This window comes from Hydrocarboniphaga effusa AP103, from assembly GCF_000271305.1.
Lineage (GTDB): Bacteria > Pseudomonadota > Gammaproteobacteria > Nevskiales > Nevskiaceae > Hydrocarboniphaga > Hydrocarboniphaga effusa.
In genome coordinates this window covers 1,688,547-1,714,115 of the sequence record NZ_AKGD01000001.1, presented here as the reverse complement: position 1 = coordinate 1,714,115, position 25,569 = coordinate 1,688,547, and the positions used below count along the sequence as shown (strand labels likewise).

Genomic DNA, 25,569 nt, shown 5'->3' with positions numbered 1-25,569 from the left:
GAACGAATCGGGCAGCCGCAGGGCGGCCGCTCAACAGCTGCTCTCGTAACCGGACTCTACCGTCGGCTTCGGAATCGCACCGAATCTGCTGTCCTCGCTGCTGTGGCAGCGAGCGCCCGCGGGCTCGTGCGCTTTCGCGCCATCACCGCCGGTGGGGAATTCCACCCCGCCCCGAGATTCCGCGACATCGACCTCGGGCGAGGCCGGCGACGCGGGGGCGCAAGCTTGCTCGAAGCCTGCCGTGGCCCGCAAGCGCGGCTCGGACACGGCTGCCGGCCGAGGCTCTTATAATCACGGCCCTTTCGCGTCCCTTCGCTGTCCTCCCAACAGGAAGTCCGTCTTGAGCCAGTCCGCTTTCCCCCGCATCCGCCCGCGCCGCCTGCGCCGCGCCGAGTTCATCCGCTCGATGGTCCGCGAGACCTCGCTGCACGCCTCGCAGCTGATCCAGCCGCTGTTCGTCGCCGAAGGCGCGCAGAAGGGCGCGGTGTCGTCGATGCCCGGCGTGGTTCGCCGCGACATTCCGGAGATCGTCGAAGAATGCAAGCAGCTGGTCGCGCTCGGCATCGGCTGCGTGGCGCTGTTTCCGGTGCTGGCGCCGGAGCTCAAGACCGAGGACGGCGAGCAGGCGCTCAACCCCGATGGCCTGGTGGTGCGCACGATCAAGGCGGTCAAGGCCGCGTGCCCCGATCTCGGCGTGATGGTCGACATCGCGCTCGATCCGTACACCAGCCACGGCCACGACGGCCTGATCGACGCGAGCGGCTACGTCACCAACGACCTGACGCTCGAAGTGCTGCGCAAGCAGGCGCTGCTGTACGCGCGCGCCGGTGCCGACATCGTCTCGCCGTCCGACATGATGGACGGCCGCGTCGGCCAGATTCGCGAAGTGCTCGAACGCGACAGCCAGCACAACACGGTGATTCTGTCGTACGCGGCCAAGTACGCCTCGAGCTTCTACGGCCCGTTCCGCGATGCGGTCGGCAGCGCGGCGAATCTCGGCCGTGGCGACAAGAAGACCTACCAGATGGACCCGGCCAACACCGACGAGGCGCTGCGCGAAGTGGAGCTCGACATCGGCGAGGGCGCGGACATCGTGATGGTCAAGCCGGGCCTGCCGTATCTCGACATCATTCGTCGCGTGAAAGACCGCTTCGAAGTGCCGGTGGCCGCGTACCAGGTCAGCGGCGAATACGCGATGCTGCGCGCCGCGATCGACAAGGGCTGGCTCGACGAGAAGAAGGCGCTGCTCGAAGCGCTGCTGTGCTTTCGTCGCGCGGGCGCGGACATCGTCCTCACTTACTACGCGAAACAAGCGGCGCAATGGTTGGCCGAGTGATGCGGGCGTAAGCCTCGCTTCAAACGTCGCATTCGCAACATTTCTTCGTTACAGACTAAAGACTTCGCAAGCCCATGAGCGTCGCCCGCTTCGCAGTAATCGGCCAGCCTGTCTCGCACTCCAAGTCGCCGCGCATCCACGCGCAGTTCGCCCAGGATTGCGGTGTCGAGCTGCAATACCAGGCCATCGAGATCGAGCCCAGGCAACTCGCCGATCGCCTGCGTGAATTGCACGCGCAAGGCTACGCCGGACTCAACGTGACCTTGCCGCACAAGGCGGCGGTTGCGGCGCTTTGCGAAAGCGTGAGCGAGCGTGCGCAACTCGCGGGCGCAGTGAATTGCCTGATTCGCACCGATACCGGCTGGCGCGGCGACAACACCGACGGCGAAGGCCTGTTGCGCGATCTCGCGCGCCTGGGGATCGAGATCAACGGTCAGCGCGTGCTGATACTCGGCGCCGGTGGGGCGGCGCGCGGCATCATCGGGCCGTTGCTCGAAGCCGGCCCCAAACTGCTCGTGGTGTCGAACCGCAATCCGTGGAAGCCCGAAGATCTGGCCGAACGGTTCAAGGCTGTCGGTCCGCTGGTCCCGCGCACGCATCTGGCGCTCAAGGGCGACGCCTTCGACGTCGTCATCAACGCAACGTCGGCCGGTCATTCCGGTGACATGCCGCGACTTCCGCCGGGCCTGCTCGCAGCGGGCGCCAAGTGCTACGACCTGAGCTACGGCATCGCCAGCGAGCCGTTCGCGAACTGGGCGCGCAAGCAATCGGCGGCGGTCGTCGAAGACGGTCTCGGCATGCTCGTCGAGCAGGCCGCAAGCTCGTTCGAACTGTGGCTCGGCCAGCGCCCGCAAACCGCTCCGGTGCTGGCGGGCCTGCGCTGATCCGGGCGTCGGCAGTGCTGTGCGGAATGTCTGAAATCACGCGTAAGGCATTCATTCAGTGGAAAGTTTTTCACCGGGAAAGTTCAGCAGCGAGTCATTGCCCGAGTTCAATCTAGCCTCCAGTTGAGCGGGCCGAGTGGATGTCCTCTCTCCCGAGCCAACGAGCCAACTTCAAGGAGGATGTCATGCTGAGCTATGCCGTTGTCTTTCTGATCATTGCCCTCATCGCAGGCGGCCTGGGCTTCTTCGGTATCGCCGGCACCGCTGCCTGGATCGCCAAGGTTCTGTTCCTGGTCTTCCTGGTGCTGTTCGTGGTGTCGCTGGTCACCGGCCGCCGCTCCGCGACATAGCACCGGTTCGAGTCGACGCCCGGTTGATCCGGCGCGTCGACTCACCGCTGCCCACCCGAATTTCCGCTGGCGCGGGCAAGAGGCCCGCTTGCCACAACAAGTTCCCAATAGCGCAAGGAGTGCGTAATGAAACTTCAAACCCTCGAACTCAAACGCAAGACCCTCATCGCCCTGGGTGTCGCCGCGACGCTCGGCATGACGGCCGGCATGACCGCCTGCAAGCGCCCCGACGGCCAGATGTCGGATTCCGCCGCCGCCGACGCGCCCAAGGAAAGCGCCTCGCTCGGCGCGGCGCTCGATGACACCGGCATCACGGCCAAGGTCAAGGAAAACCTGTCCAACGATGCGCGTACCGAGAGCGCGAAAATCGACGTCGAGACAAACAACGGTGTCGTCACGCTGAGCGGCCAGGCCGACTCGGCGAAGGCCAAGGATGCGGCCGAGGAACTCGCCCGCAACGTCGCCGAAGTGAAGGGCATCGACAACCGGATTTCGGCTCCGTCGGCCATCGACGACATGAGCGCCAAGGCCGATAGCGCGGCGAGCAACGCCGGCGAAGCGGTCTCCGACGCGATGATCACCACCAAGGTGAAGGCCAGCTTCGCGGCCGACGATCAGGTCAAGGCCACCGCCATCAAGGTCGACACCGACGACGGCGTGGTGAAGCTCGACGGCAAGGTGGCGTCGGACACCGCGCGTGAGCGTGCGATCACCATCGCCAAGGGCATCAACGGCGTGAAGAGTGTCGACGACGACAAGCTGAAGGTTGGCTCGAGCTCGTAAGAGCCGAGCGGCAGATTCGATATGACCCGGCCGGTCAATGACGGTCGGCCGGGTTCGCCGCAAGGTGCGGCAGCGGTCGTCGAGGCGGTGAAGCCGTTTCGATGAAACGAAATATCAGTTTGTTATCGATGCGGCCTACGCGAATCCGGTTGATAGCCGTCGCCTGAGCCGTATCGATAAGACCGCCTTCCTGCTGTAGAAATAGGAGTCTTCTCATGGACAAGAACGTCATCGAAGGTAAGGCCAAGCAGGCCATGGGCGCCGCCAAGCAGAAGGTCGGCGAAGTCACCGGCAATCGTGAGATGGAAGCCAAGGGCGCCGCCAAGCGCGCCGAGGGCAAGGTGCAGGAAGGGGTCGGCAAGGCCAAGGACGCGGTTCGCGACGGCGTGCGCAACCTCAAGCACTAAGCGGCTGGGCAAGCGAGGCCGCATCCGTATCGGTTGCGGCCTTTTTGCGGCGCGCTGCCCGGCATTCATCGAAACAATGCCGTTGTCGACGCGAGCGCATGCGACGTGCAAACTTCGGCTCATCTCACCGTAGGGCGATTCGGAGTTTGGAGATGAGCGCAGGAATGATTCGGTCGACATTGCAAGCCGCAACGCTGGCGCTGGCCGCTCTGGCCTTGCCCGCGATGGCGCAGGACGATTCGCCGATTCAGGGTTTCGAAGCCCGCTCGCCCCGGGTCGAGGTAGTGCAGGATTTCACTCCGTTCAAAATGAGCGAAGCCGATCTGGCGATCACGCGCGAGGTCATCGCCGTGCTCGAGGCCGATCCGCTGCTCAAGGGCAATATCCGCGTGTCGACGCTCAACGGCGTGGTGATGCTGGCCGGCACGGTCAAGAGCGTGCCCATGATCTATCGCGCGGTGGAGCTGTCGCGCAAGATTTCGAACGTGCACCAGGTCGAAACCAACGAACTCTGGCGGGGCTGATCAGGAAGCTGCGTTCGGCGTCTCACGCAGGCGGTGTTCGACATGCTCAAGTGCCACTGGATAGCCAGGCAATGACGGTACCATTGGCCGAATGAGAGGCCGCTTTTATGTCCTGGGCTGCATCCCCCTCGTGCTCGTGGCGGCTACGGCCCTGGCCGAGGTGCGCGTGGTCGTCGAGGGAATCGATGGCGACGAACTCGCCAACGTCGAAACCCGCCTGACGATCCGTCAGCAGCGCGAGCGCAAGGATCTCGACGACACCCTGGTCGAGCGCCTCAACGCACAGGCCAAGCGCGACATCGAAACCGCGCTGCAGCCCTATGGCTATTACAGCCCGACCATCGAATCCGAGCTCACCGGCAAGGCGCCGAACTGGACCGCGCGCTACAGGATCGACGCGGGGGAGGCGACGCGCATCGGCGAGGTCGATGTGCAGCTGCTCGGTGAGGGCAAGGACAACGCGGGCTTCAAGGACGCGCTGCGCCGCATCGAGCGGCGGCTGAAGCCCGAGGAGCGGCTCAGGCACGCCGACTACGAAGACGCCAAGAAGCAGCTGGCCGATGCGGCCTACGCCTCCGGCTTTCTCGACGCGCACTGGGAGAAGAGCGAGCTGCGCGTGAACCCCGAAGCGCGCCAGGCCAACGTGGTGCTGCACATGCAGACCGGTCCGCGCTATCTGCTCGGCAAGATCACGCTCGAACAGCAGGGGCTCGACCCCGAATTCATCGAGCGCTACATCGTGCTCAAGGAAGGCGATGTCTTCGACCCGCAGGAGCTGCTCGACCAGCAGTTCGCGCTCGGCGACCTCGGTTACTTCCAATCGGTCGAAATCGAGCCCAAGCGCGCCGAGGCCGATGCCGAGCATCACGTGCCGGTGATCATCCACACCACGCCGCGCAACAAGCATCGCTACGAAGCCGGCGTCGGCTACGGCACCGACACCGGCGCACGGCTCTCGCTCGGCACCGAGTGGCGGCGCATCAACAAGTACGGGCACAACCTCGACGCCGACATGCGGCTGTCGCAGATCAAGAACGCCATCGGCGCCAATTATCGAATTCCGCTCGGTGCCGAGCCCGGCGAAAACATCTCGCTGAGCGCCACTACCGAAGCGCAGCAGCTCGAGAGCGGCGACACCTCCAAGTACACCATTGGCGCGAGCCTCAACCGCAGCCCGGGCGACTGGCATCGGCGGCTTTACGTCGAATTCATTCACGAAGAATCGGAGCTCGGCACGACGACGACGGAGGTGCCCAACCCCGAGGATCCGGCCGGGCCGCCGATCGTCACGGTCACCAAAAACAAAGTGACGGCCGACCTGCTGACGCCCGGCGTCTCGTTCACGCGCACCGAACTCGACGATCCGATCAACGCACGCCAGGGCTGGTATCTGTTCACCGACGTGCACGGTGCCAAGGAAAACCTGCTGTCGAATGCGAGCTTCATCCGCACCTATGGCCTGCTGCGCGGCGTCTATTCGTTCGACTGGCGCACGCGCGTGCTCGGGCGCGTCGAGCTCGGCGCCAACTTCCATGACGATTTCTCGGCCCTGCCGGCCTCGCAGCGCTTCTTCGCCGGTGGCGACCAGAGCGTGCGCGGCTACGACTACCAGGCCATCGGCACCAGGAACGACGATGGCGACGTCATCGGCGGTCAATATCTGACGACGGCCAGCATCGAGCTCGAGCGGCGCATCAAGGGCAGCTGGGGCGCGGCGGTGTTCGTCGATGGCGGCGGGGCCGACGAAACCTTTCCGGTGAAGATGTATTACGGCGCCGGCCTGGGCCTGCGCTATCGCGCCCCGGTCGGCACCTTCAGCGTCGACCTCGCGCATCCGCTGACCGGCGAGGGCGATACGCAGTTTCTCGGCCTGCGCCTCCATATCGGCGTGAGGGTGGGCCTGTGAGCCGGCCCTTGCGCGCACTGGCCTGGACCTCGTTCGGGCTGCTGATTCTGCTGGTGTCGATCCCGGCGATCGTCGCCTGGCTGATCGGCAGCGAATCGGGCAACGGCTTCCTGCTTGCCCGCCTGCCGGGCCTGCTCGGCGCGCAGATCAGCGTCGGCGAGCGCCACGGCTCGGTGGCCGGGGCGCTCGAATGGAAGGACATCGTCTACGAGGACGACGGCATCCGCGTCGGCGTGCGCCGCGTGGCGCTGGCCTGGAAGCCCGAATGGCTGCTCGACCGGCGCGTCGGCATCGAGTCGCTCGCGGTCGAGGGCGTCGACGTGCGGCTCAAGGACAAGCCCGAGGAACCGCCCAAGCCCGAATCGAACCAGCCGCCGCTGTCGCGCTTGCCGGTGGCCATCGAGATCAAGTCGCTGGCGCTGCGCGACTTCCAGCTGTGGACGGTCGGCGCCACGCAGCCGACCGTCATCGTGCCGAACGCGGCGTTCAAAGGCAGCTGGATCGGCCGCGAGGTGAAGATCGAAAACCTGTCGGCCGACTACGCGCCGATCGGCAAGGCCCAGCTCAGCGGCAAGGCCAAACTCAGCGACGAGGGCGTGGACATCGCGGCGCTCGACGTGACCGCTCCGGCCGCGCTGAGCGCCAAGGGTTTCGTCGGATACCAGAAGCCCAGCGATCTCGCGCTGTCGTGGCGCGACCTGCGCTGGCCGCTGCAGGCCGTCGATCCGCAGGCGCCGCCGATCGTCACGAGCCGCCAGGGCCAAGCCACGCTCAAGGGCCGTTGGGACGATCTGCGCTTCACGCTCGACACCGCGCTCGGCACCACCGCGCAAGTCCAGGGCGAAGGCCGCTGGAACGGTGCGCTCGACGCCAAATTGTCCTGGACCCGCCTCGGCTGGCCGCTCGTGGCGGCGCAGGCGGACGCCAAAGTCATCGAGAGCGCGCGCGGGAAGCTCGCGTTCAAGGGCATGCCCGAGCATTACGAATTCGATCTCGATGCCGACCTGCTCGCTCAGAAACAGAGCGGCGTCATGCAGGCGCAGGGTTCGGGCAGCACCGAGTCGGTGGATTTGAGCCTGCTGCGGCTGACCGTCGGCAAGGCGGTGCTCGAAGCGGCCGGCCCGCTGACCTGGGCACCGAAGCCGGCCGGGTCGCTCAAGGGCCGCATCGCGCATTTCGATCCGGGCCTGTTCGCGGCCGAGTGGCCGGGCGACATCAACGGCGAATTCGAAGTCACCGGCGACCCGGCGCCGGGCCAGCTGCCGGCGGTGCGCTTCAAGCTCGGGCTGCACGATTCCAAGCTGCGCAATTACCCGCTCAAGCTCGACGGCGAAGGCCAGTACGTCGACGAGGTGCTGCAGATCGCCAAACTCGAGGTGCAGAGCGGCGGCAGCCAGCTGTCCGCGAGTGGCCGCGCGAGCGCGCCGTACGATCTCCAGGCGCAGCTCGTGAGCCTCAAGCTGCAGGAGCTGGCTCCGCGGCTGGCCGGCTCGGCCCAGGTCACCGCGAGCTTCAAGGGCACCGTCGAAAAGCCGCATCTGGTGGTCGAAGCCGATGTCGCGCGCGCCGCTTTCGGCGACTACGCGGTGAACTCGGCCGAGCTGACCGCCGATCTCGACTGGAACGGCCCGCTCACGCTCGACCTCAAGACCACCGGGCTGGCGGTCGGCGTCGAGATCGACGAGCTCACGCTGACGGGCCGCGGCACACGCGGCGAGCACACGCTCAAGCTCGACGCCACCAGTCGCGAAGGCCAGGTCGGCATCGAACTCGCCGGCGGCTACGACGATAAGAAGCAGCGCTGGCAGGGCCAGCTCGCGCAGGGCCGCATCGCCCCGGCCGCGCTCGCGCCGTGGACCTTGCAGGCGCCGGCCGCGCTGAGCCTGTCGGCCCAGCAGAACGAAATCGGCCAGGCCTGCTGGACCAGCGATCCGGGACGCGTCTGCCTGCAGGCCAGGCAGACGCCGGCCACGACCAGCGCCGAAGTGCAGATCGAGCAGCTGGCCTTCGCCTATTTCAAGGCCGTGCTGCCGCAGGACTTGCACCTCGACGGCGCGCTGAGCGGCACCGCCGCGGTGGAACTCGCAGGCGGGCAGATCCGCCAGGCGCGCGCCGAGATCAACACCACCGAAGGCTCGGCCGGCTACGGCGACCAGCGCATGGGCTTCAAGCCCGCGCGGCTGCTCGTCACCGACGGTGCCGAAGGCCGAATCGAGCTGCGACTGCCGCTCGACGTCGGCGGCATCGAGGCCGATGCCCAGCTCGCGCCGAACGCGGTCATGAGCGACCGCGCGCTGAGCGGCGAACTGCGGCTCGATTTTCCCGATCTGGCCTTTTTGTCGGTGCTGAGTCCGGAGATCGGCGGGGCCTCGGGCCGGCTCGACGGGCGCTACCAGCTCGCCGGCCGCGTCGGCGCCCCCGAACTGCATGGCGAAGCCCAGCTCAGCGACGGCCGTATCAAGCTCACGCGGCCCGGCATCGAGCTGACCGAAGTCAGCGCGCGCGTCGCCGGCAGCCCGGGCGGGCGGCTCAGCGTGGATGCGCGCGCCAAGTCCGGCGAGGGCGAGCTGACGATCCAGGGCCAGGTCGAGAACGCGCACGAAACCACCGTGCTGGTCGAGCAGCCCAAGCCCGAGAACGCCGCCACCGAACTCGAGAACGTCGCCACCGCGACCCCGCCCGAAGCGCCTGCCGAACCGCCGTCGGCCGAACCGGGCTCGGTCGACGCCGAGTTGCCGGAGAAGCCCGAGCCCGGCGGAATCCGCCTCCAGCTCGCGATCAAGGGCGACAACTTCCTGGCCGCCAACCTGCCGACCGCCCGCGCCTGGATCGCACCCGATCTGACGTTCGAGATGGGCAACCAGCAGGCCCGGCTCAAGGGAACGCTCGGCGTGCCGCGCGCCGAGATCAAGCTCGCCAACGTCGAGGACAGCGGCGCCGCCCCGAGCGGCGATCAGATCATCGTCAACGCCGCCGGCGAAGCGCCCGATCCGGTCCAGGGCCTCAAGCTGTTCGCCGAGGTGAAACTGGTGCTCGGCAACAAGGTGTCGCTCGAGGGCTTCGGCCTGAAGACGCGCATCGAAGGCGACGTGACGGCGGTCGAGGAGCCCGGCCGCGACACGCTCGGCTATGGCGAACTGCGGCTCGTCGACGGCCGCTACAAGGCCTACGGACAGGACCTCACGATCGAGACCGGCAAGCTGCTCTTCAACGGCGGGCCGATCGCCAAGCCGGGGCTGGAGATTCGAGCCTTCCGCGAAATCCAGCAGGCCGCGCAGGAACAGATCAAGGTCGGCATCTACGTCCGCGGTACGCTCGAAAAGCCGCAGCTCTCGCTGTATTCCGAGCCGACGATGACCCAGCAGCAACAGCTGTCGTGGCTGCTGTTCGGGCGGCCGCTCGACCAGAGCAGTTCGTCGCAGGACCGCAGCATGCTGTCCGGTGCCGCGGTGGCGCTGGGGCTCGGCGGCGGCAGCGCGCTCGCCCAGAACCTGCGTGGCGGCCTGGGCGTGGATGAAATCTCGCTGGGCTCGTCACCGGGCGAAACGCAGGAGCAGGCGCGGCTGACGGTCGGCAAGTATCTGTCGCCGAAATTATTCGTCTCCTACGGCATCGGGCTATTCCAGCCCGGCAATGTTTTCAAGCTGCTCTACGATCTCGGAAAAGGATTCAAACTCTCCACCGAATCGGGCACTTTCACCGGAGCAGATTTGCTTTATACGGTCGAGCGCCGCTGAACGGCACAAAAGCTTGCCGCTATCTGAATCAAGCTGAGCATCCCGTTCGCTGAACCGTGGCCTATTCACAACGATCGCAAAAGCATCTGCTATCTGAACGTCAAGTCTTGCAATCGTCACGAGCCTGTAAAAGCTTGGCAAGGCAATGATTTTAATAAGGTTAAATAGAATGTTTGACAGCGGGCCCGGCGGCAGGGTTGGGAAGGCGGATCCGGCCCGTACCGCACTGCGGCATTTATTCCCCAAAGTTATCCACAATACCGATCGCTGATGGAAGTGCTGCTTTCCGTCGCGGTTCCGGTGCCGATCTACGGTAGTTTCGACTACCGAATCGGGACTTCTGCAGTGCCCGCCCCCGGATGCCGGGTAGAAATCCTGTTTAACCACCGTACGCTGATCGGGATCGTCGTCTCGGAGGCGCGCGAACCCGGTGAAACCGAGCCGCTTTCACGCTTCCGTCCGATCGAGCGGGTGATCGACGCCGAGCCGCTGCTGTCGCCCGCGATGATGGCCTTGGGCCAGTGGATCGCGGACTACTACCATCACCCGATCGGCGAAGTGCTCACGGCCCTGCTGCCGGTCAGCCTGCGCCGCGGCGAGCCCGCGCAGTTGCGCGCGACCCCGGCCTACCGGCTCACCGAAGGCGGGCTCGCGGCACTGGATCGCCTGCCGGCCCGCTCCCAGCGCCTGCGCGCGCTGCTCGAAGCGCTGCGCGATCAGGGCGCGGTCAGCCGCGCCGGGCTCAACGGCATCCAGGGCATCGCGGCGAGCCTGCGGCGCTGCCTCGACGAAGGTTGGGTCGAGCTCGCGGCCGAGGCGCTGCCTTCGCCGATCAGGCTCGCCGAATCCGAGCTGCCGCAGCTGACACCCGACCAGGCGCGCGCGGTGGAGGCGCTCGAAGCCGCCGGCAGCGGCTTTTCGACGCATCTGCTGCAGGGCGTGACCGGCAGCGGCAAGACCGAGGTCTATCTGCGCGCGATCGCCAGAGCCATCGCCCACGGCGGCCAGGTGCTGCTGCTGGTGCCCGAGATCGGGCTCACGCCGCAGCTGCTCGATCGCGTGCGCGAGCGTTTCGGCGAGATGGTGGTGGACGGCTACCACTCCGGGCTCAACGACGCGGCGCGCGGGCAGGTCTGGCTGCGCGCGGCCTCCGGGCGGCTGCCGGTCGTGGTCGGCACCCGATCGGCTGCGCTGCTGCCGATGCCGAGGCTCGCGCTGATCATCGTCGACGAGGAGCACGACACCTCGTTCAAACAGCAGGACGGTCTGCGCTATTCGGCGCGCGACGTGGCGGTGCTGCGCGGCAGCCGCGAAAACGCGCCGGTGATCCTCGGCTCGGCGACGCCGTCGCTCGAAACCCTGCAGCGCGTACAGGCCCAGCGCTATTCGCTGCTGCGCCTGCCTCGGCGCGTCCGAAGCGTCGATCCGCCGCGCCTGCAGCTGCTCGACGTGCGCGGCCAGCCGTTCCAGCAAGGTCTGGCGCCGGTACTCGTAGCCGCGATCGAGCGTCATCTGCAGGCCGGCGGGCAGGTACTGCTGTTCATCAACCGGCGCGGCTATGCGCCCGCGCTGATCTGCCACGACTGCGGCTGGACCGCCACCTGCACGCATTGCGATGCGCGGCTGACCTGGCATCGCGGCCGCGGCCGCCTGATCTGCCATCACTGCGGAGCGCGCCAGGTGCCGCCGGCCGCCTGCCCGCAATGCCAGTCGACGCAGATGCTCGCGGTCGGCCACGGCACCGAGCGCATCGAAGAAACCCTGCGCACGCGCTTCCCCGAAGCGCGCGTCGAACGCTTCGATTCCGATCGCCTGCGCAGCGTGCGCGCCCTGCAGGCCCTGCTCAAAGACACCCGCGAGGGCCGCGTGAACATCCTCGTCGGCACCCAGATGCTCGCCAAGGGACACGATTTCGCCGGGCTTTCGCTGGTCGGCGTCGTCGATGCGGACCAGGCGCTGTTCTCGGTGGATTTTCGCGCCGTCGAGCGCATGGGCCAGCTGCTCACGCAGGTGGCGGGGCGTGCCGGCCGTGCCGGGCAGCGCGGCGAAGTCATCGTGCAGACGCACCAGCCCGATCATCCGGCGCTGCGCCGGCTCATCGAAGCCAGCTACGACGGCCTCGCCGCCCTGCTGCTGCACGAGCGCGCCGAAGCCCAGCTGCCCCCGTTCTCGCACCTGGCCCTGCTGCGCGCCGAGGCCAGCACCGAGCAGAACGCGATGGATTTCCTCGACGCCGCGGGCGCCTGCCTGCCGACCCTGCCCGGCGTGCAGAAGCTCGGCCCGGTGCCGGCCCCTATGGAGCGACGCGCCGGCCGCTTCCGCGCACAACTTCTGATCCAGGCCCTCGACCGCGTCGCCCTGCATCGCGCGCTGACACCGTGGCTACCGCTGCTCGACACGCTGCCCGGTGCGCGCGGGCTGCGCTGGTCGATCGATGTCGATCCGGTGGATTTGTATTGAGGCGATGAGCCAGGTGGCTGCCGTCGTGCAGGGCGGGTCGCGACCCGCTTCGCAGGCGGAACCGCTGGCAAGGGCGCGAGTCGCCCTGCCAACGACTCACGGCAGGAACAGCCCGCCGAGCACCGTCGATCGTGCAGCTCCCGTCACGCTTGGCAGATTGCCGGTCGCCGCATCGAGCCTGCGCAGCGCGAGCCAGGCGAAGGCCGACGCTTCGACCCAATCCGCATGCAGGCCGTGCGCTTGTGTCGGTTCGACGATGCGCTGGGGGCTCAATTCGCGCAGCCGCTGCATCAGAAAGCCGTTGTGCGCTCCGCCGCCGCAGACCAGCAGGCGGCGCGCGGTTGGCAGCGTGGCGTCGAGCGCCTCGAGGGCCGATCGTGCGGTGAGTTCGCAGAGCGTGCGCTGCACGTCGGCAGCGGGCAGCGAAGCGAGCGCCGGAAAACGCCGGCGAACCCAGTCGATCAAAAAATAGCCGCGCCCGGTGCTCTTGGGCGGGGGCAGGGCGAAGTACGGGTCGGACAGCAGGGCATCGAGCAAGGCCGGAACCCGCTGGCCGCTCGCCGCGAACACGCCATCGGCGTCGTAGCGCAGGCCCCGGTGCAGCTCGATCCACTCGTCCATGAGCCCGTTCGCCGGGCCGCAGTCGAAGCCGCGGACCTGCGAGGCGTCGGCGTCCGGCAGCAGCGTGAGGTTGGCGATGCCGCCGAGGTTGAGCACGGCGCGCGGCTCGTCGGCGCGGGCGAACAGGGCGTGATGGAACACCGGCAGCAGCGGAGCGCCCTGGCCGCCAAGCGCGATGTCCTTGCGACGCAGATCGCCGACCGTGGCGATGCCGGTGCGCGCGGCGATACGCGAGGGGTCGCCGATCTGCAGGCTGTTGCCGAGCGCGGCGTCGTGAAAAATGGTCTGGCCGTGGCTGCCCAGCGCGCTGACCTGCGCGGCCGGAATTCCGGCCTGGCTCAGCACGGCGAGCGCGGTGTCGGCGAAGGCATCGGCGACCGCGCGATCGAGTTCGGCGAATTCGGCGAGCGAAACCGGGCGATTCTCGTAGCCCAGCGCGAGCAGCCGAGTCCGAACCGCTTGCGGATACTGCCCCGAGTGCGTCGCGACGATGCCTTGCCAGTCATCGTCTTCGAACGCGGCGAGAACCGCGTCGATGCCGTCCTGGCTGGTGCCGGAGATCAGCCCCAGCGCAAGACGCCGCATTCGATCAGCGGGCCGTCGTGATGGCGGCGGCGGTCGGGGCCGTGGTGGCCGGGCCGCCGATCGCCTTCTGGGTCTGCGCCTGGGCGGTCTGCTGGGTGCCGTCGCTGTCGAGCGCGGCGAGGTAGACGGCGGTCTCGGACTTGAACTGCGCGAGTTCCTTGCGATCGATCGGGTTCGCGCGCGGCATCGCCACGGTGACCGGATTCACCACCTTGCCGCCGATATGGAATTCGTAGTGCAGGTGCGGGGCGGTCGCCAGGCCGGACATGCCGACGTAACCGATGACGCGGCCCTGGCTCACGCGCTGGCCGGCGCTGATGCCCGGCGCGAAGCGCGACATGTGGGCGTAGAGGGTTTCGTACTGGTTGCCGTGCTGGAGCACGACCACGCGGCCGAAGCCGTTCTTGTTTCCGACGAAGGTCACCTTGGCGTCGCCCACGGCCTTGATCGGCGTGCCGGCGGCGGCGGCATAGTCGACGCCCTTGTGCGCGCGGATGGTGTTGAGGATCGGATGACGGCGCGCCAGGTTGAACGGCGAGCTGATGCGGATGACGTCGAGCGGGGTGCGGATGAAGGCCTTGCGCAGCGATTCGCCGGCCGGCGTGTAATAGGCGACGCGACCGTCGGCACCGACATGGCGAACCGCGCGGTAGGCCTTGCCCTGGTTGACGAATTCGGCGGCCAGGATGTCGCCGTAGCGCAGCGACTTGCCGTCCTTGTAGAGCTTCTCGTAGACCACCGAGAAGCGATCGCCCTGGCGCAGGTCGAGCGCGAAGTCGACGTCGTAGCCGAAGATTTCGGCCATTTCCATGACCATGCGGTCCGACAGGCCGGCCTTGTTGCCGTCGGCGAACAGCGAGCTGGTGATGCTGCCGGTGGCTTTTTCCTGGCGCCGCTCGAGCTCGGCGGTGATCGTCACGGCTTCGAACTGATCGTCGACGCGGCGCACATTGAGGGTGCGCATTTCGTCGAGGGCGTAGCGCAGCTCCTGGAGCTGGTCGCCGTCCTTGCGGATCTGCAGCTCTTCGCCGGCCTTGAGGCGCTTGAGCTCCATCACGTCGCCGCCGAGCTTCAGCAGCGCGATCCATTCATCGCTCGGCAATCCTTGAGCGCCGAAGATCGTCGAAAGGGTGTCGCCTTTCTTGACCTGCCAGTTGACCCACTCGCTGGCCTGCGGAACCACCAGGCTGCTGTCGGCCAGGGCGGCCTGGATCGAGGCGTCGTACTGGGCGGAGTCACCCTCGGACAACACGAGCGGCATCGCCGCCGTATCGGGCATGTGACGGTTCGCGGAGGTTTCCCGCGTGACCAGAATTCCCAGACCGAGTGCGCAAATTGCGCCGATAAAAACCGCTCTATGAGCCGAGCGGCGGGGCGCCGGCTCGGCTGAGCTATAATCAAATTTCATTTACAGACCCGTCGATTTGCACGAACCGGCCCGCATGGTGTTTCCCATGCCGCCGCTGTTCAGTGGCTCGGTCCCTCTCGTTTTAAGAATGAAGCATTTGTGACCGAACACACAGGTCACGTAAGAAACCACACAAACCCGTCGATCTGCAAGAGATTTCCCCCTTCGATTCGTAACAGCGCCCCTCTTTTCGATACTTTTGCACAAGCGCTGTCGAAGCTCTCAACACCGTCGAAACCTGGACCCATGGCACTCGAAGAACTGGAACGCGCGACCAATGAAATCATTCCTCTGGAAGAGTTCCGCAGTCGTCTGACCCAGGCCGAGGCCAAGGGCGAGCGTCTTCGCATCAAAGCGGGTTTCGACCCCACGGCCAAGGATCTTCATCTCGGCCACACCCTTTTGCTTAACAAATTGCGTGCCTTTCAGGAGCGCGGGCATGAGGCAATCTTCCTAATCGGCGACTTCACCGGAATGATCGGTGACCCGACTGGCAAGAACGAAACGCGCAAGCCGCTGACGCGCGAGCAGGTCGAGGAAAACGCGCAGACCTACAAGGAGCAGGTCTTCAAGATCCTCGATCCGGAGAAGACCACCATCGCCTTCAATTCGGCCTGGCTCGACCAGCTCGGCACCGAGGGCATGCTCAAGCTCGCGGCCCAGCACACCGTGGCCCGCATGCTCGAGCGCGACGATTTCTCCAAGCGCTACAGGGACGGCCAGCCGATCGCGATCCACGAGTTCATGTATCCGCTGCTGCAGGGCTACGACTCGGTGGCGCTGAAGGCCGACCTGGAGCTCGGCGGCAACGACCAGAAGTTCAACCTGCTGGTCGGCCGTCATCTGCAGGGCGCCTATGGCCAGAGGCCGCAGGCGATCATGACGGTGCCGATCCTCGAAGGGCTCGACGGCGTCAACAAGATGAGCAAGTCGCTCGGCAACTACATCGGCCTGACCGACGAGCCCCGCGACATGTTCGGCAAGCTCATGAGCATCTCGGACACGCTCATGTGGCGTTACTACGAGCTGCTGTCGTTCAAGCCACTCGCCGAGATCGAAGCGCTGCGCAAGGCGATGGCCGAGGGCGCCAACCCGCGCGACATCAAGATGACGCTCGGGATCGAGATCGTCGATCGCTTCCACGGCGCGGGTGCCGGCGAGGCGGCGAAGGCCGCCTTCATCGCCCAGTTCTCGCAGGGCGCGCTGCCCGAGAACATTCCGCAAGTGACCATCGCCGCGCCGGCCGAAGGCCTGGCGCTGGCCCGCGTGCTCAAGGAAGCGGGCCTGGTGACGAGCAACGCCGAAGGCAATCGCATGATCGACCAGAAGGCGGTGCGCGTGGACAACCAGCGCATCGAAGACCGCGCGCTCGTGCTCGCTCCGGGCGAATACCTGCTGCAGGTCGGATCGCGCCGCTACGCCAAGGCGACGCTCGCGAGCTGAGCTCGGCCCGGTCCAGCGAAACGCGATCGCCCGGCCGGTCGCTGAGGCGACCGGCCGGGCGTGGACATCGCTGCGTGGGATCGCTCAGTGCACCGAGGCCAGCGCCATGTCCATGAAGCGATCCGACAGCTGGCTGGTCGCGGTGCGATAAGCCGGGTAATCGACGACCACGCCGTACCGGGTCGTGTGCACCATGCCGGCACCGCTGCCCGAGCCGGCCGCGGCGGCCGCGAGCTGGGTCAGGCCCGCGAACACGTTGTAGGCGGTCTCGCCGACTTTGGAGCCGGTGGACTTGATGTCCGCGATCGATGAGTAGAACGGCTCGCCCGATTCGAGCGGAAGCTTGGCGATCACGCGCGGGGAGCGCGGCGCGTTCGGCATCGAGCACGGGGTGGCCAGGCTCTTGAAGCACTGCAGGTCGGCCACCGGATAAAAGCTCACGAAGCCCGAAACCGCGAGCGAGACCTTGGCGTCGACTTTCGCGCTGTCCTGGCCGGTGATGTTGCCGAGAATGCCCTTCTTGTCGTTGGATTTGGCGCTCGCGAAATCGACCAGGATGTTGATGTGCACGGCCGCGGTCTGCAGCTCGTCGATCAGCGCCGCTTCGGCCACGCCCGGGCCGCCGCCGCCCATGGCCTTGAACACATTGCCGATCGCCCCGCCGGTCGACATGAAGCCCTGATCGACCACCGATTGCCCGGCCGGCGTGAACACCGTGTAGGTGGTGCCGTTCTTCTGCTTCATCGTGAACGGCGTGGCCTGGCCGGCCGCGTGCATCTTCTGGTAGCTCGCATGGGCCGCGAGTTCGGAGCCCGGAATCAGCGTGTAACCGGCCGCCGCGAGCTTGGCCGATGCGCTTTCGCAGAGCGAGCCCGTGAGCGCCTGCAGCTGCGTGTTGTCGACGCCTTGCATGACGTAGAGCGTCGACACGTTGACCTCGCCGCGGCTGCTGCGGTCTTCGCCGAGGCCCGGCCGCGTCGAGGCCGAGGCGCCGGTTTCGGTGCCGTACAGCACGTTGCACGAGGTCACCGCGAGCTTGTCGAGCTTGGCGATGTCGGATTTCTTCTGCACCTCCATGAACAGCGCAGCCTGCGATTTCGCCGAGGCGTTCGGATCGAATCTGGGCGTGCTCTGGCCGTCGGCGCAGGCGGCGATCAGGGCGGTGGCGGACAAGCTGGCCCAGCGCAGGGAGCGCGGGCGGACGACGAATGCAGGCATGGTGGCTCCCCGGAGCGATGAGGCCAGCCCCTTCGGCTGGCCGGCGCCAATCTAGTCAGGCCGCCCCCCGGGCTTAACCCCCAGAACGGGGTGCAACGCGGGTTTCGTGCTAAAAAGGCCACTCTCGCGAGCCGGGAAGGTGTCGCGCCCTATATCGAGCGGGTTGCCAAGACAGCCGGCCGGTTGGAGAAAACGCCCTCATGCAGCAGCACGTCGACCGCATTCTGGAGGTCGCATCCGGCGCGATACCCCTGCGCGGGACTCATCAAACCGATAGCGGTCTGCTGATCGAGCGATCGTGGTTTCGCTGTGTCAACGAATACGGGCTCGATCCCTCCAAGCCCCGGCGCGGACGCATCGAAACGCGCCAGCGCCTGCGCGAGAGCCGCGAGCAGATCGAGGAATACATGCTGGTCGCGCGGGCCGGCATGGAACAGCTGTTCAAGCGGGTGCGCGCGCTGGGCTACGTACTGCTGTTGACCGATGCGCAGGGCATCACCGTCGACTACATCGGCAACGATTCCTGGGACCGCGAGCTGCGCAACGCCGGTCTGGCGCTCGGCGCGAACTGGCAGGAGTCGCATGCGGGCACCAATGGTATCGGCACCTGCATCGCCGAGCAGGCCGCGCTGACCTGCCATCGCGACGATCATTTCTTCTCTTCGCACCTGGGCCTCTCCTGCACGACCACGCCGCTGTTCGGGCCCGAGGGTGATTTCATCGGCGCACTCGACGTTTCCGCACTGTCGTCGCCCGAAGCCAAGGAGAGCCAGCATCTGGCGCTGCATCTGACCCTGCTCTATGGGCAGATGATCGAAGACGCCAACTTTCTGCGGCACTTTCGCGATCGCTGGATCCTGCGTCTCGGCACCGCGGGGCCGCTCGTCGATGTCTGCGGCGAACTCATGCTCGCCTTCGACAAGGACGGGGTCGTCGTCGGTGCCAATCCCGCCGCGCGGCGCGAACTGTGCGGGCTGGCCATCGCAACGCAAGGCAAACCGCAGCGCGACACCATCGTCGGACGTGCGCTCGACGAGCTGTTGCGCTGCCGTCTCGACGACATCTGGAAACTCGCGCGCAGTGCGCATCTGGACGAACAGACGCTCATCACCGCGACCAACCATCAGGTTTACCAGGCATCGCTGATCGTTCCGCGCGTGCCGGGCCCAACGGCGGTGGCGCGCATCGAACCGGCCAACGACGCGCTGTCTGCGAAGCAGGATTTCGCCGCGCTCGACAAGCTCGCCGGCGAAGACCGGCATATGGGCCGCGTGCTCGATCATGCGCGGCGGCTCGTCGACAAGCAGGTCAGCATTCTCGTGCAGGGTGAAACCGGAACCGGCAAGGAGGTCTTCGCGCGTGCCTTGCACGCATGCAGCCAGCGCAAGGACATGCCGTTCGTCGCGGTCAATTGCGCCTCGATTCCCGAGACGCTGATCGAGAGCGAATTGTTCGGTTACACGCCCGGCACCTTCACGGGTGCGCGCAGCCGCGGCATGAAGGGCTTGATCCAGCAATCCGACGGCGGCACCTTGTTCCTCGACGAGATCGGCGACATGCCGCTGCAGTTGCAGACACGTTTGCTGCGCGTACTGTCGGAGCGCGAAGTCTTGCCGCTCGGTGCGGAGCGTCCGGTCAAGGTCGCGCTGACCGTGATCGCGGCATCGCACCGCGACCTGCGCAAGCAGATCGCAGCGGGAACCTTCCGTGAAGACTTGTACTACCGTTTGTGCGGCGCGACCCTGTCGCTGCCTCCGCTGCGCGAGCGCGGAGACAAGCTCTACATCATCGATCGCATCCTGCGCGAGGAAGCCGAGCATCTGGCGGCTATGACCGCGATCAGTCCGGCGGCGATCGATCGGCTGCTTGAATACGACTGGCCTGGCAACGTGCGCCAGCTGCGCAACGTCATTCGCTTCGCGCTCGCGATTTCCGATGGTTTGGGCATCGGCGAAGAACACCTGCCGCCCGAACTCGGCGAGCCTGCTCCGTCGATCGCGAGCATCGAGATCAAGGCGCAGCCCGCGGCAAACGTCAGCGCCAACGCCTCGGAAGCCGAGCGCGAACTGCTCGCCACGCTGCAGCGCCTGCGCTGGAACATCTCCGCCGTCGCCAGCGAAATGGGGGTATCGCGCACGACGATCTATCACCTGATGCGCCGTCACAACATCGTCTCGCCGAAGGATCGCGACCTTCAGGCTTGAAGAAAACTCCCGCGAAAGCCGCGTAAGAAGCAGCGAGCAAAAAAGAAGGCCGGCATCGGAGCGATGCCGGCCTCAAGGCCCTCACGAGAGCGATTGGAGTGGTGCGCGATCCGGCTGCGGTGCAGCCGGATCGTTGAAGCCTTGCTGCGGTTGCCGCTTGAAACGGCGGCGAGACTTATTCGCCGAGCGCGAAGACCCAGACGCTGCCGCCTTCCGGAACCTTTTCGTCCCAGCCGGCCAAGCCATGCATCTTTCCTTGGATCCACTGGGCATCGACGCCGTAGCCGGAGACGACCGCGACGTACTGCTTGCCGTCGATCGAGAACGAGCTCGGGGGCGAGATGATTCCGGACGGGGTCGGGAACGACCACAGCAGCTTGCCGCTCTTGGCGTCATAGGCGCGGAACATCTTGTCGTTGGTGCCGCCGGCGAACAGCACGCCGCCCGCCGTCGTCAGGATCGAACCGAAGTTCCACGAGGTCGGATACTTCTCGGTCCATTCGACCTTGCCTGAATCGACGCCCCAGGCCTGGATGCCACCGATGTGATCGAAGCCGGGCTTGACCGACAGGTCGAGCTTGTTGATGTCCGCACCGGCGGACCACTGGCCAGGAATGATCGGCTGGATGATGCCGGTCAGCGTGAGGCAGTGGTTGTCGTTGTACGGCACGTACAGCATGCCCGTCTGCGGGTTGTAGGCTTCATACGGCCAGTCCTTGCCGCCCCAGAGGCTCGGGCAGTAGGTGTGCGTTTCGCCCGTGGTCGGCTTGGCGTCCATGTTGTACGTCGGACGGCCGGTCTTCTTGTCGACGCTCTTGAACACCGTGTTGGTGACGTAGGGCTCGGACTTGTTGTACGAGATCTTGCCCTTGGCATCGCGGTCCAGCCAGTAGATGCGGCCGTTGCGCTGGGCGCTGATCATGCCCGTCACTTTCTTGCCGTTCTTGGTGTACTCGACGAGCGTCGGCGCGTTCATGCCGGCCCAGTCCCACGAGTCGTTCCAGTGATACTGGAAGTGGCTCTTGATGTCGCCGGTGGCCGGGTCGAGCGCGAGCACCGAGGCCAGGTACAGGTTGTCGCCCGGACGCTGGTCGCCCATCCACGGACCGCCGTTGCCGACGCCCCAGTAGATGACGTCGTTCTTGGCGTCGTAGTTGCCCGGCATCCACATGGTGCCGCCGCCGTGCTTCCACGCATCCTTCCACTTGCCGTCCTTCGGCCAGGTTTCGAAGCCCTTCTCACCCGGCGCCGGAACGCTGTAGCGCGTCCAGACGAGCTTACCGGTTTCGGCATCGAAGGCCTTGAGGAAGCCGCGCACGCCGAACTCACCGCCCGACGGTCCGATCAGCACCTTGCCCTTCACCACGAGCGGAGCCGAGGTGATGTAGGCGCTTTCCTGTTCCCAGTTGCAGACTTCGGCTTCCCAGATCAGCTTGCCGGTCTTGGCGTCCAGCGCGCTGAGCACGCAATCGACGCTGCCGACGTAGACCTTGTCGCCGTAGAGCGAAACGCCACGGTTGGTGCGGTGCAGGGCGCCGATGCCTTCCGGAACTTCGCGCTGGAAGTGCCAGAGCGGCTTGCCGGTCTTGGCGTTGTACGCGAACACGTGGTTGTGCGGCGTGGCGACGAACATGTATTCGCCGTTGACGATCGCCGGCGCTTCATGGCCCGACAGCACGCCGGTCGACGACGACCACACCGGCTTGAGCTTGGACACGTTGGCGGTGGTGACCTGGTTCAGCGGGCTGTAGCTCCAGCCTTCGTAGTTGCCCTTGGTCAACAGCCAGTTTTCCGGTTCCGGATTGGCCAGGCGTGCGTCGGTGACCGGCTTGTAGGCCGGTTGCGGGGCGGCCGACGGTGCGGCTGCGAGTGACGCCGATGAAACGGTCGCGGCGAGCGCGGCCATCATCAGCGATTGTTTCAGCGAGACTTTCATGATTCTCCTCTCTCCTGGATGAACTTGATTGACTGCTCGGGGTTTGAACGCTTGGGGTTGTTGACGCGTCGTGAGGCCTGCTGGAACGCGACCAAGGTGCACATCAAGTCGGCGGTCCCAGCGGACCGTCGAACTTGCCCTTCACGACGATGGCGCCGTCCTTGAGCTCGAGCGGCAGCATCGCCAGGCGGCGAGTTGCCGGGCCGTTGGTGACGACGCCGCGATCCGCAGCGTTGAACACCGATCCATGGCAGTTGCAGACGACCTGCGTTCCATTCGGATGCAGAGTCGTGATCGGACAGCCGTAGTGCGTGCACATCGATGAGAAAGCCACCACGCCACCGTCGGCCGCGTTCTTCGCACTGCCGGGCTTGAGGTCTTCCGGCTTCAGGCGAACGACGACCAGCAGGCTGGCCTTGGCCACCAGCGCCTTGCCGGTCGCCGGATCGAGCGGGTAGGCGAGCGTAGGTTCTGCGCCGATCTTCAGATCGGACGGCAGAATCTCCTTGCCTTCCTTCTCGCCGAGCATGAAGGCGAGCTTGTCGCCCTCCTGCGGCTTGGTGCTGCGCTTGGGTGCTGCGTCCGCAGGCTCGCCGTCCGCGAGTGCGGCCATCGGGGCCATGGCGGCCAGCGCGAGTGCGCTGGTCAGCATTTGGCGACGACCGCTGTCGGCGAGTTCGTTTGCCGGCAGATTCGGACAGCTGCAGGCGCAGGCGTGGTTCTCGTTTGGCTTGCTCATCTTCACTGGCTCTTTGGCTTTTACTGGGGCTTTACTGCGTTTGCAGATAGACGACGTGGGTTTCGGTGAACTCGAGCAAGCCATGCTTGCCGTCGGCTCCACCGATGCCGGATTTGCGACGGCCCGCATGGAAGCCCTGCATGGCTTCGAAGTGCTCGCGGTTGATGTAGGTCTCGCCGAACTTCAGATCGCGCACGGCGCGCATCGCCGAGTTGATGTCGCGCGTGAAGATCGAAGAGGTCAGGCCGTACTCGGAATCGTTGGCGAGCGCGATGGCTTCTTCGACGTCGTCGACGATCTGCACCGGCAGCACCGGCCCGAAGATCTCCTTGCGCATGATCTCCATGTCGGCGGTGCAGTGGGTGATCAGCGTGGGCTCGTAGTGCCAGCCCGCGCTGTCGACCACGCGACCGCCGGTGACGATCTGCGCGCCATCGGCACGTGCACGCTCGACCATCGTCGCCACCTTGTCGCGACCGACGCGATTGACCAGCGGGCCCATGTCGACATCGGGCTGCGCGATCGGATCGCCGTAACGCGTCGCAGCGAGCTTGGCGGCGAGCTTCTCGGCGAGCGCATCGGCGACGCCGCGCTGCACGTAGACGCGCTCGGCGCAGTTGCAGACCTGCCCGGTGTTGATGATGCGCGAGTCGACCAGCGCCTTCGCAGCGAGATCGAGATCGGCATCGTTGAGCACGATCGCCGGCGCCTTGCCGCCGAGCTCGAGGTTCACGCGCGTGAGGTTCTGCGCGGCGGCCTGCATGATGCGGATGCCGGTCGGCACGCTGCCCGTGAAGGTGATCAGATCGACGCCCGTATGCGACGACAGCTGGCTGCCGACGGAAGCGCCACGGCCGCAGACGAGGTTGAACACGCCGGCCGGCAGATCGGTTTCGGCAACGAGCTTGGCGAATTCGTACGCGTTGATCGGCGTTTCTTCGCTGGGCTTGATGACGATGGTGTTGCCGGTGATCAGCGCCGGCGCCATCTTTCGCGCGATCAGGAAGAACGGGAAATTCCAGGGCAGGATGCCCGCGACCACGCCGATCGGCTTGCGCATGAGCCAGATGTGCTCGCCGGCGCGATCGGAGGTGAGCACTTCGCCGTCGAGACGACGTGCCCACTCGGCCATGTAGTCGATGTAGTCGGCGGTGAAGTCGACTTCGACCGTTGCCAGGCCGAGCACCTTGCCCTGCTCGCGCGTGATGATCTGCGCGAGACGGTCGCGATGCTGGCGCAGCTTGGCCGAGATCTGGCGCAGATAGCCGGCGCGCTGGATCGCAGGCGTTTTTTCCCAGCTTCCCTGCGCCTTGCGGGCCGCGGCGATCGCTTCTTCCACCGTGTCGGCCGACGATTCCGGCACGCGCGCGAGCAACTCCTGCGTCGCCGGGTTGTAGACATCGAGCATCGATGCGGCGGCTTCCACGAAGCGCCCATCGACGTAGTCCTTGTAATGTTCAGTCACAACGAATCTCCTCTAAGAAGCAGATGTGTTCTGGGATGTGTTCAGGCGGCGACGGCTTCGGCGCGCGTGAGCTTTGCTCCGAGCCATGCCGAGGCGTAGCCGAGCGAAACGCCGCAGAGCCAGCTCAGCGCGACGAAGGCGACGCTGATGTCGACCTTGCCGCCGGAGCCGAAGAACGACGCGGCGCCGAGAAACGCGGCCGGTGTGTAGGCCAACGACGGAACCGCCGCCATCGCCACCAGCACGAAGGCGAGCACCGCAACCAGCGCGATGAGCCAGATCAGCGATCCGCCCAAGGCACCGACGCCGAACAGCGTCAGTGCAGTGAGGCCGACGCCGGCGAGGCCCGCGATCGAAGCGTTGACGTATCCGCCGTTGCCGCCGCCGGCTGCGAAGAACGCAGCCCAGGCGACGAAACCGATCCACGGATTGAGATTGAGCTGCGGCTGTCCGACGCTGAGCCAGACCCAGAAGGCGACGAGTAACGCGATGCTCAGCGCAAGCGCATTCAGGCTTTTCATGGGGCAGATCTCCCGAGCGCTTACCAGGAATAGATGTAGCGGACGTTGAGGCTGTCGTTCTCGACGCGGCTCACGGCATCGAGCGTGGTCGAGTAGCGCACGGTGATCGACTGGTTCTTGAAGGTGTGGAACATCACGCCCACGCCGCCATCGATCGTCCACGAGTGCGGCGCGCCGTCGTTGCCGTCCTGGTATTCGGCGTCGAAGCCGATGAAGGGCTCGACGTGCTCGCTCACGCGCAGGCCGAAGCGATCGTTGGTGAACCACGACAGGCCGGGCTTGAAGCCGCTGACGCGCTCGGTCTGGTAGAGGTAGCCGGCATCACCGGTGAAGCCGAACTTGGCCGGCAGGCGGAAATCCCAGAAGAAGCTGGTGTTGCTCTTCCAGTTGGTGTCGGACACTTCGCCGCCGACCGGAATGTGCACGAACGACTGGAAGCCGAGGGTGGCGTTCTCGTTGGGCTTGTACCAGACCGCGAAGCCGGTCAGCGGATCGCCGATGCCGCTGGTTTGCGTGCCGGCGGCCTTGTCGCGCACGCCGATGGTCGGCACCAGGATTTCATAGGCCAGGCCGATCTTCGGCGCCCAGCCCGGCGTCCAGAAGCGGACGTACTTGCTGATGCCGACGAGCGTGCGCGTGCCCGGTCCGTCGATCTTGTCGCCATCGGCGTCGTAGGCCTTGTCGTCGTCCGACACCGAGGCGTACTGCACGAAGACGTTGAACGGCTCGAAACCGCCGGCCGGCAGGTTGTATTCGTGCGGGCCGATGGCGTCGAAGTTCACGCCGGCGCTGGCGCTGGCCGACATCAAGGCCAGTGCGGCGGCGACGAGCGATTTCTGAGTGTGCTTGTGCATCATGCTGCTCTCCTCATGGTTGTGTTTGAGCCGTGCCTGGCTGGGTGGTCTGCCGAAGGCACAGCCGTCCCCGAAACCCCGTTTCTGCGGGGCTTTTTTTGCTGCCACTGATGTGAGGGCCTTGCTGTCGTTGCTGCGCCTTGGACGGTGATCGTCCGCAGCACGCATTCGCATCAAGGTTTTTTATT

The 25,569-nt window shown here is 66.1% G+C and carries 19 protein-coding genes and 1 riboswitch; of the genes, 11 read left to right on the top strand and 8 right to left on the bottom strand.

Annotated elements, in window-relative coordinates; all coding sequences use genetic code 11:
* Nucleotides 1–33: 33 nt before the first annotated feature.
* A riboswitch (FMN riboswitch) is annotated at nucleotides 34–183 on the bottom strand.
* A 157-nt stretch (nucleotides 184–340) separates the two neighbouring features.
* The 9 genes from hemB (at nucleotide 341) to WQQ_RS07440 (ending at nucleotide 12,387) form a co-directional block, all read left to right on the top strand.
* Nucleotides 341–1,336 (top strand): porphobilinogen synthase, encoded by a 996-nt coding sequence (hemB, locus tag WQQ_RS07480; protein WP_007184527.1) that lies wholly within the window; start codon nucleotides 341–343, stop codon nucleotides 1,334–1,336.
* A 74-nt stretch (nucleotides 1,337–1,410) separates the two neighbouring features.
* Complete coding sequence (aroE, locus tag WQQ_RS07475; protein WP_007184526.1) at nucleotides 1,411–2,220, top strand: shikimate dehydrogenase; 810 nt, start codon at nucleotides 1,411–1,413, stop codon at nucleotides 2,218–2,220.
* A 185-nt stretch (nucleotides 2,221–2,405) separates the two neighbouring features.
* A complete protein-coding gene (locus tag WQQ_RS23630) occupies nucleotides 2,406–2,570 on the top strand; it encodes a DUF1328 domain-containing protein (RefSeq protein ID WP_007184525.1) in 165 nt (54 codons plus the stop codon).
* A gap of 126 nt (nucleotides 2,571–2,696) precedes the next feature.
* Nucleotides 2,697–3,353, top strand: coding sequence for a BON domain-containing protein (locus WQQ_RS07465; RefSeq protein ID WP_007184524.1), 657 nt, complete (start codon nucleotides 2,697–2,699; stop codon nucleotides 3,351–3,353).
* Between the two features lie 215 nt (nucleotides 3,354–3,568).
* Nucleotides 3,569–3,760 (top strand): CsbD family protein, encoded by a 192-nt coding sequence (locus tag WQQ_RS07460; protein WP_007184523.1) that lies wholly within the window; start codon nucleotides 3,569–3,571, stop codon nucleotides 3,758–3,760.
* A 152-nt stretch (nucleotides 3,761–3,912) separates the two neighbouring features.
* Nucleotides 3,913–4,284, top strand: a complete 372-nt coding sequence (locus WQQ_RS07455) for a BON domain-containing protein (protein ID WP_157534545.1) — start codon at nucleotides 3,913–3,915, stop codon at nucleotides 4,282–4,284.
* A gap of 91 nt (nucleotides 4,285–4,375) precedes the next feature.
* Nucleotides 4,376–6,190 (top strand): autotransporter assembly complex protein TamA, encoded by a 1,815-nt coding sequence (locus WQQ_RS07450; protein WP_083844453.1) that lies wholly within the window; start codon nucleotides 4,376–4,378, stop codon nucleotides 6,188–6,190.
* Nucleotides 6,187–9,927, top strand: coding sequence for a translocation/assembly module TamB domain-containing protein (locus WQQ_RS07445; protein WP_007184520.1), 3,741 nt, complete (start codon nucleotides 6,187–6,189; stop codon nucleotides 9,925–9,927). Before WQQ_RS07450 ends, WQQ_RS07445 begins: the two co-directional genes overlap by 4 nt.
* Nucleotides 9,928–10,197: 270 nt before the next feature.
* Complete coding sequence (locus WQQ_RS07440; RefSeq protein ID WP_007184519.1) at nucleotides 10,198–12,387, top strand: primosomal protein N'; 2,190 nt, start codon at nucleotides 10,198–10,200, stop codon at nucleotides 12,385–12,387.
* A 96-nt stretch (nucleotides 12,388–12,483) separates the two neighbouring features.
* Here the strand turns inward: WQQ_RS07440 and WQQ_RS07435 are convergent, their stop codons facing one another.
* Together WQQ_RS07435 and WQQ_RS07430 are read right to left on the bottom strand one after the other, a co-directional pair.
* The gene (locus WQQ_RS07435) at nucleotides 12,484–13,593 is read right to left on the bottom strand and encodes an anhydro-N-acetylmuramic acid kinase (protein ID WP_007184518.1); all 1,110 of its coding nucleotides are present in this window, start codon (nucleotides 13,591–13,593) and stop codon (nucleotides 12,484–12,486) included.
* A gap of 4 nt (nucleotides 13,594–13,597) precedes the next feature.
* Nucleotides 13,598–14,872: an OapA family protein gene (locus WQQ_RS07430; RefSeq protein WP_007184517.1), complete on the bottom strand. Its 1,275-nt coding sequence runs from the start codon at nucleotides 14,870–14,872 to the stop codon at nucleotides 13,598–13,600.
* Between the two features lie 375 nt (nucleotides 14,873–15,247).
* On the opposite strand from WQQ_RS07430, the gene tyrS reads away from it, so the two are divergent.
* A complete protein-coding gene (gene tyrS, locus WQQ_RS07425; protein ID WP_007184516.1) occupies nucleotides 15,248–16,444 on the top strand; it encodes a tyrosine--tRNA ligase in 1,197 nt (398 codons plus the stop codon).
* Nucleotides 16,445–16,528: 84 nt separating this feature from the next.
* On the opposite strand, the gene WQQ_RS07420 is transcribed toward tyrS, so the two are convergent.
* A complete protein-coding gene (locus tag WQQ_RS07420) occupies nucleotides 16,529–17,662 on the bottom strand; it encodes a hypothetical protein (RefSeq protein WP_007184515.1) in 1,134 nt (377 codons plus the stop codon).
* A 200-nt stretch (nucleotides 17,663–17,862) separates the two neighbouring features.
* Between WQQ_RS07420 and WQQ_RS07415 the strand changes: the two genes are divergently transcribed.
* Entirely contained in the window at nucleotides 17,863–19,866 is a 2,004-nt protein-coding gene (locus WQQ_RS07415; RefSeq protein WP_007184514.1) for a sigma-54-dependent Fis family transcriptional regulator, read from the top strand.
* Between the two features lie 175 nt (nucleotides 19,867–20,041).
* Here WQQ_RS07415 and WQQ_RS07410 read toward each other — a convergent pair whose 3' ends face one another.
* From WQQ_RS07410 to WQQ_RS07390, 5 genes are all read right to left on the bottom strand, one after another.
* Nucleotides 20,042–21,802, bottom strand: coding sequence for a PQQ-dependent dehydrogenase, methanol/ethanol family (locus WQQ_RS07410; RefSeq protein ID WP_007184513.1), 1,761 nt, complete (start codon nucleotides 21,800–21,802; stop codon nucleotides 20,042–20,044).
* A gap of 103 nt (nucleotides 21,803–21,905) precedes the next feature.
* Entirely contained in the window at nucleotides 21,906–22,541 is a 636-nt protein-coding gene (locus WQQ_RS07405) for a QcrA and Rieske domain-containing protein (RefSeq protein WP_157534544.1), read from the bottom strand.
* Between the two features lie 31 nt (nucleotides 22,542–22,572).
* Entirely contained in the window at nucleotides 22,573–24,006 is a 1,434-nt protein-coding gene (aldA, locus tag WQQ_RS07400; RefSeq protein ID WP_007184511.1) for an aldehyde dehydrogenase, read from the bottom strand.
* Nucleotides 24,007–24,047: 41 nt separating this feature from the next.
* Entirely contained in the window at nucleotides 24,048–24,527 is a 480-nt protein-coding gene (locus WQQ_RS07395) for a DUF1097 domain-containing protein (protein ID WP_007184510.1), read from the bottom strand.
* Between the two features lie 20 nt (nucleotides 24,528–24,547).
* Nucleotides 24,548–25,381, bottom strand: coding sequence for a transporter (locus WQQ_RS07390; RefSeq protein ID WP_040453694.1), 834 nt, complete (start codon nucleotides 25,379–25,381; stop codon nucleotides 24,548–24,550).
* Nucleotides 25,382–25,569 lie beyond the last annotated feature (188 nt).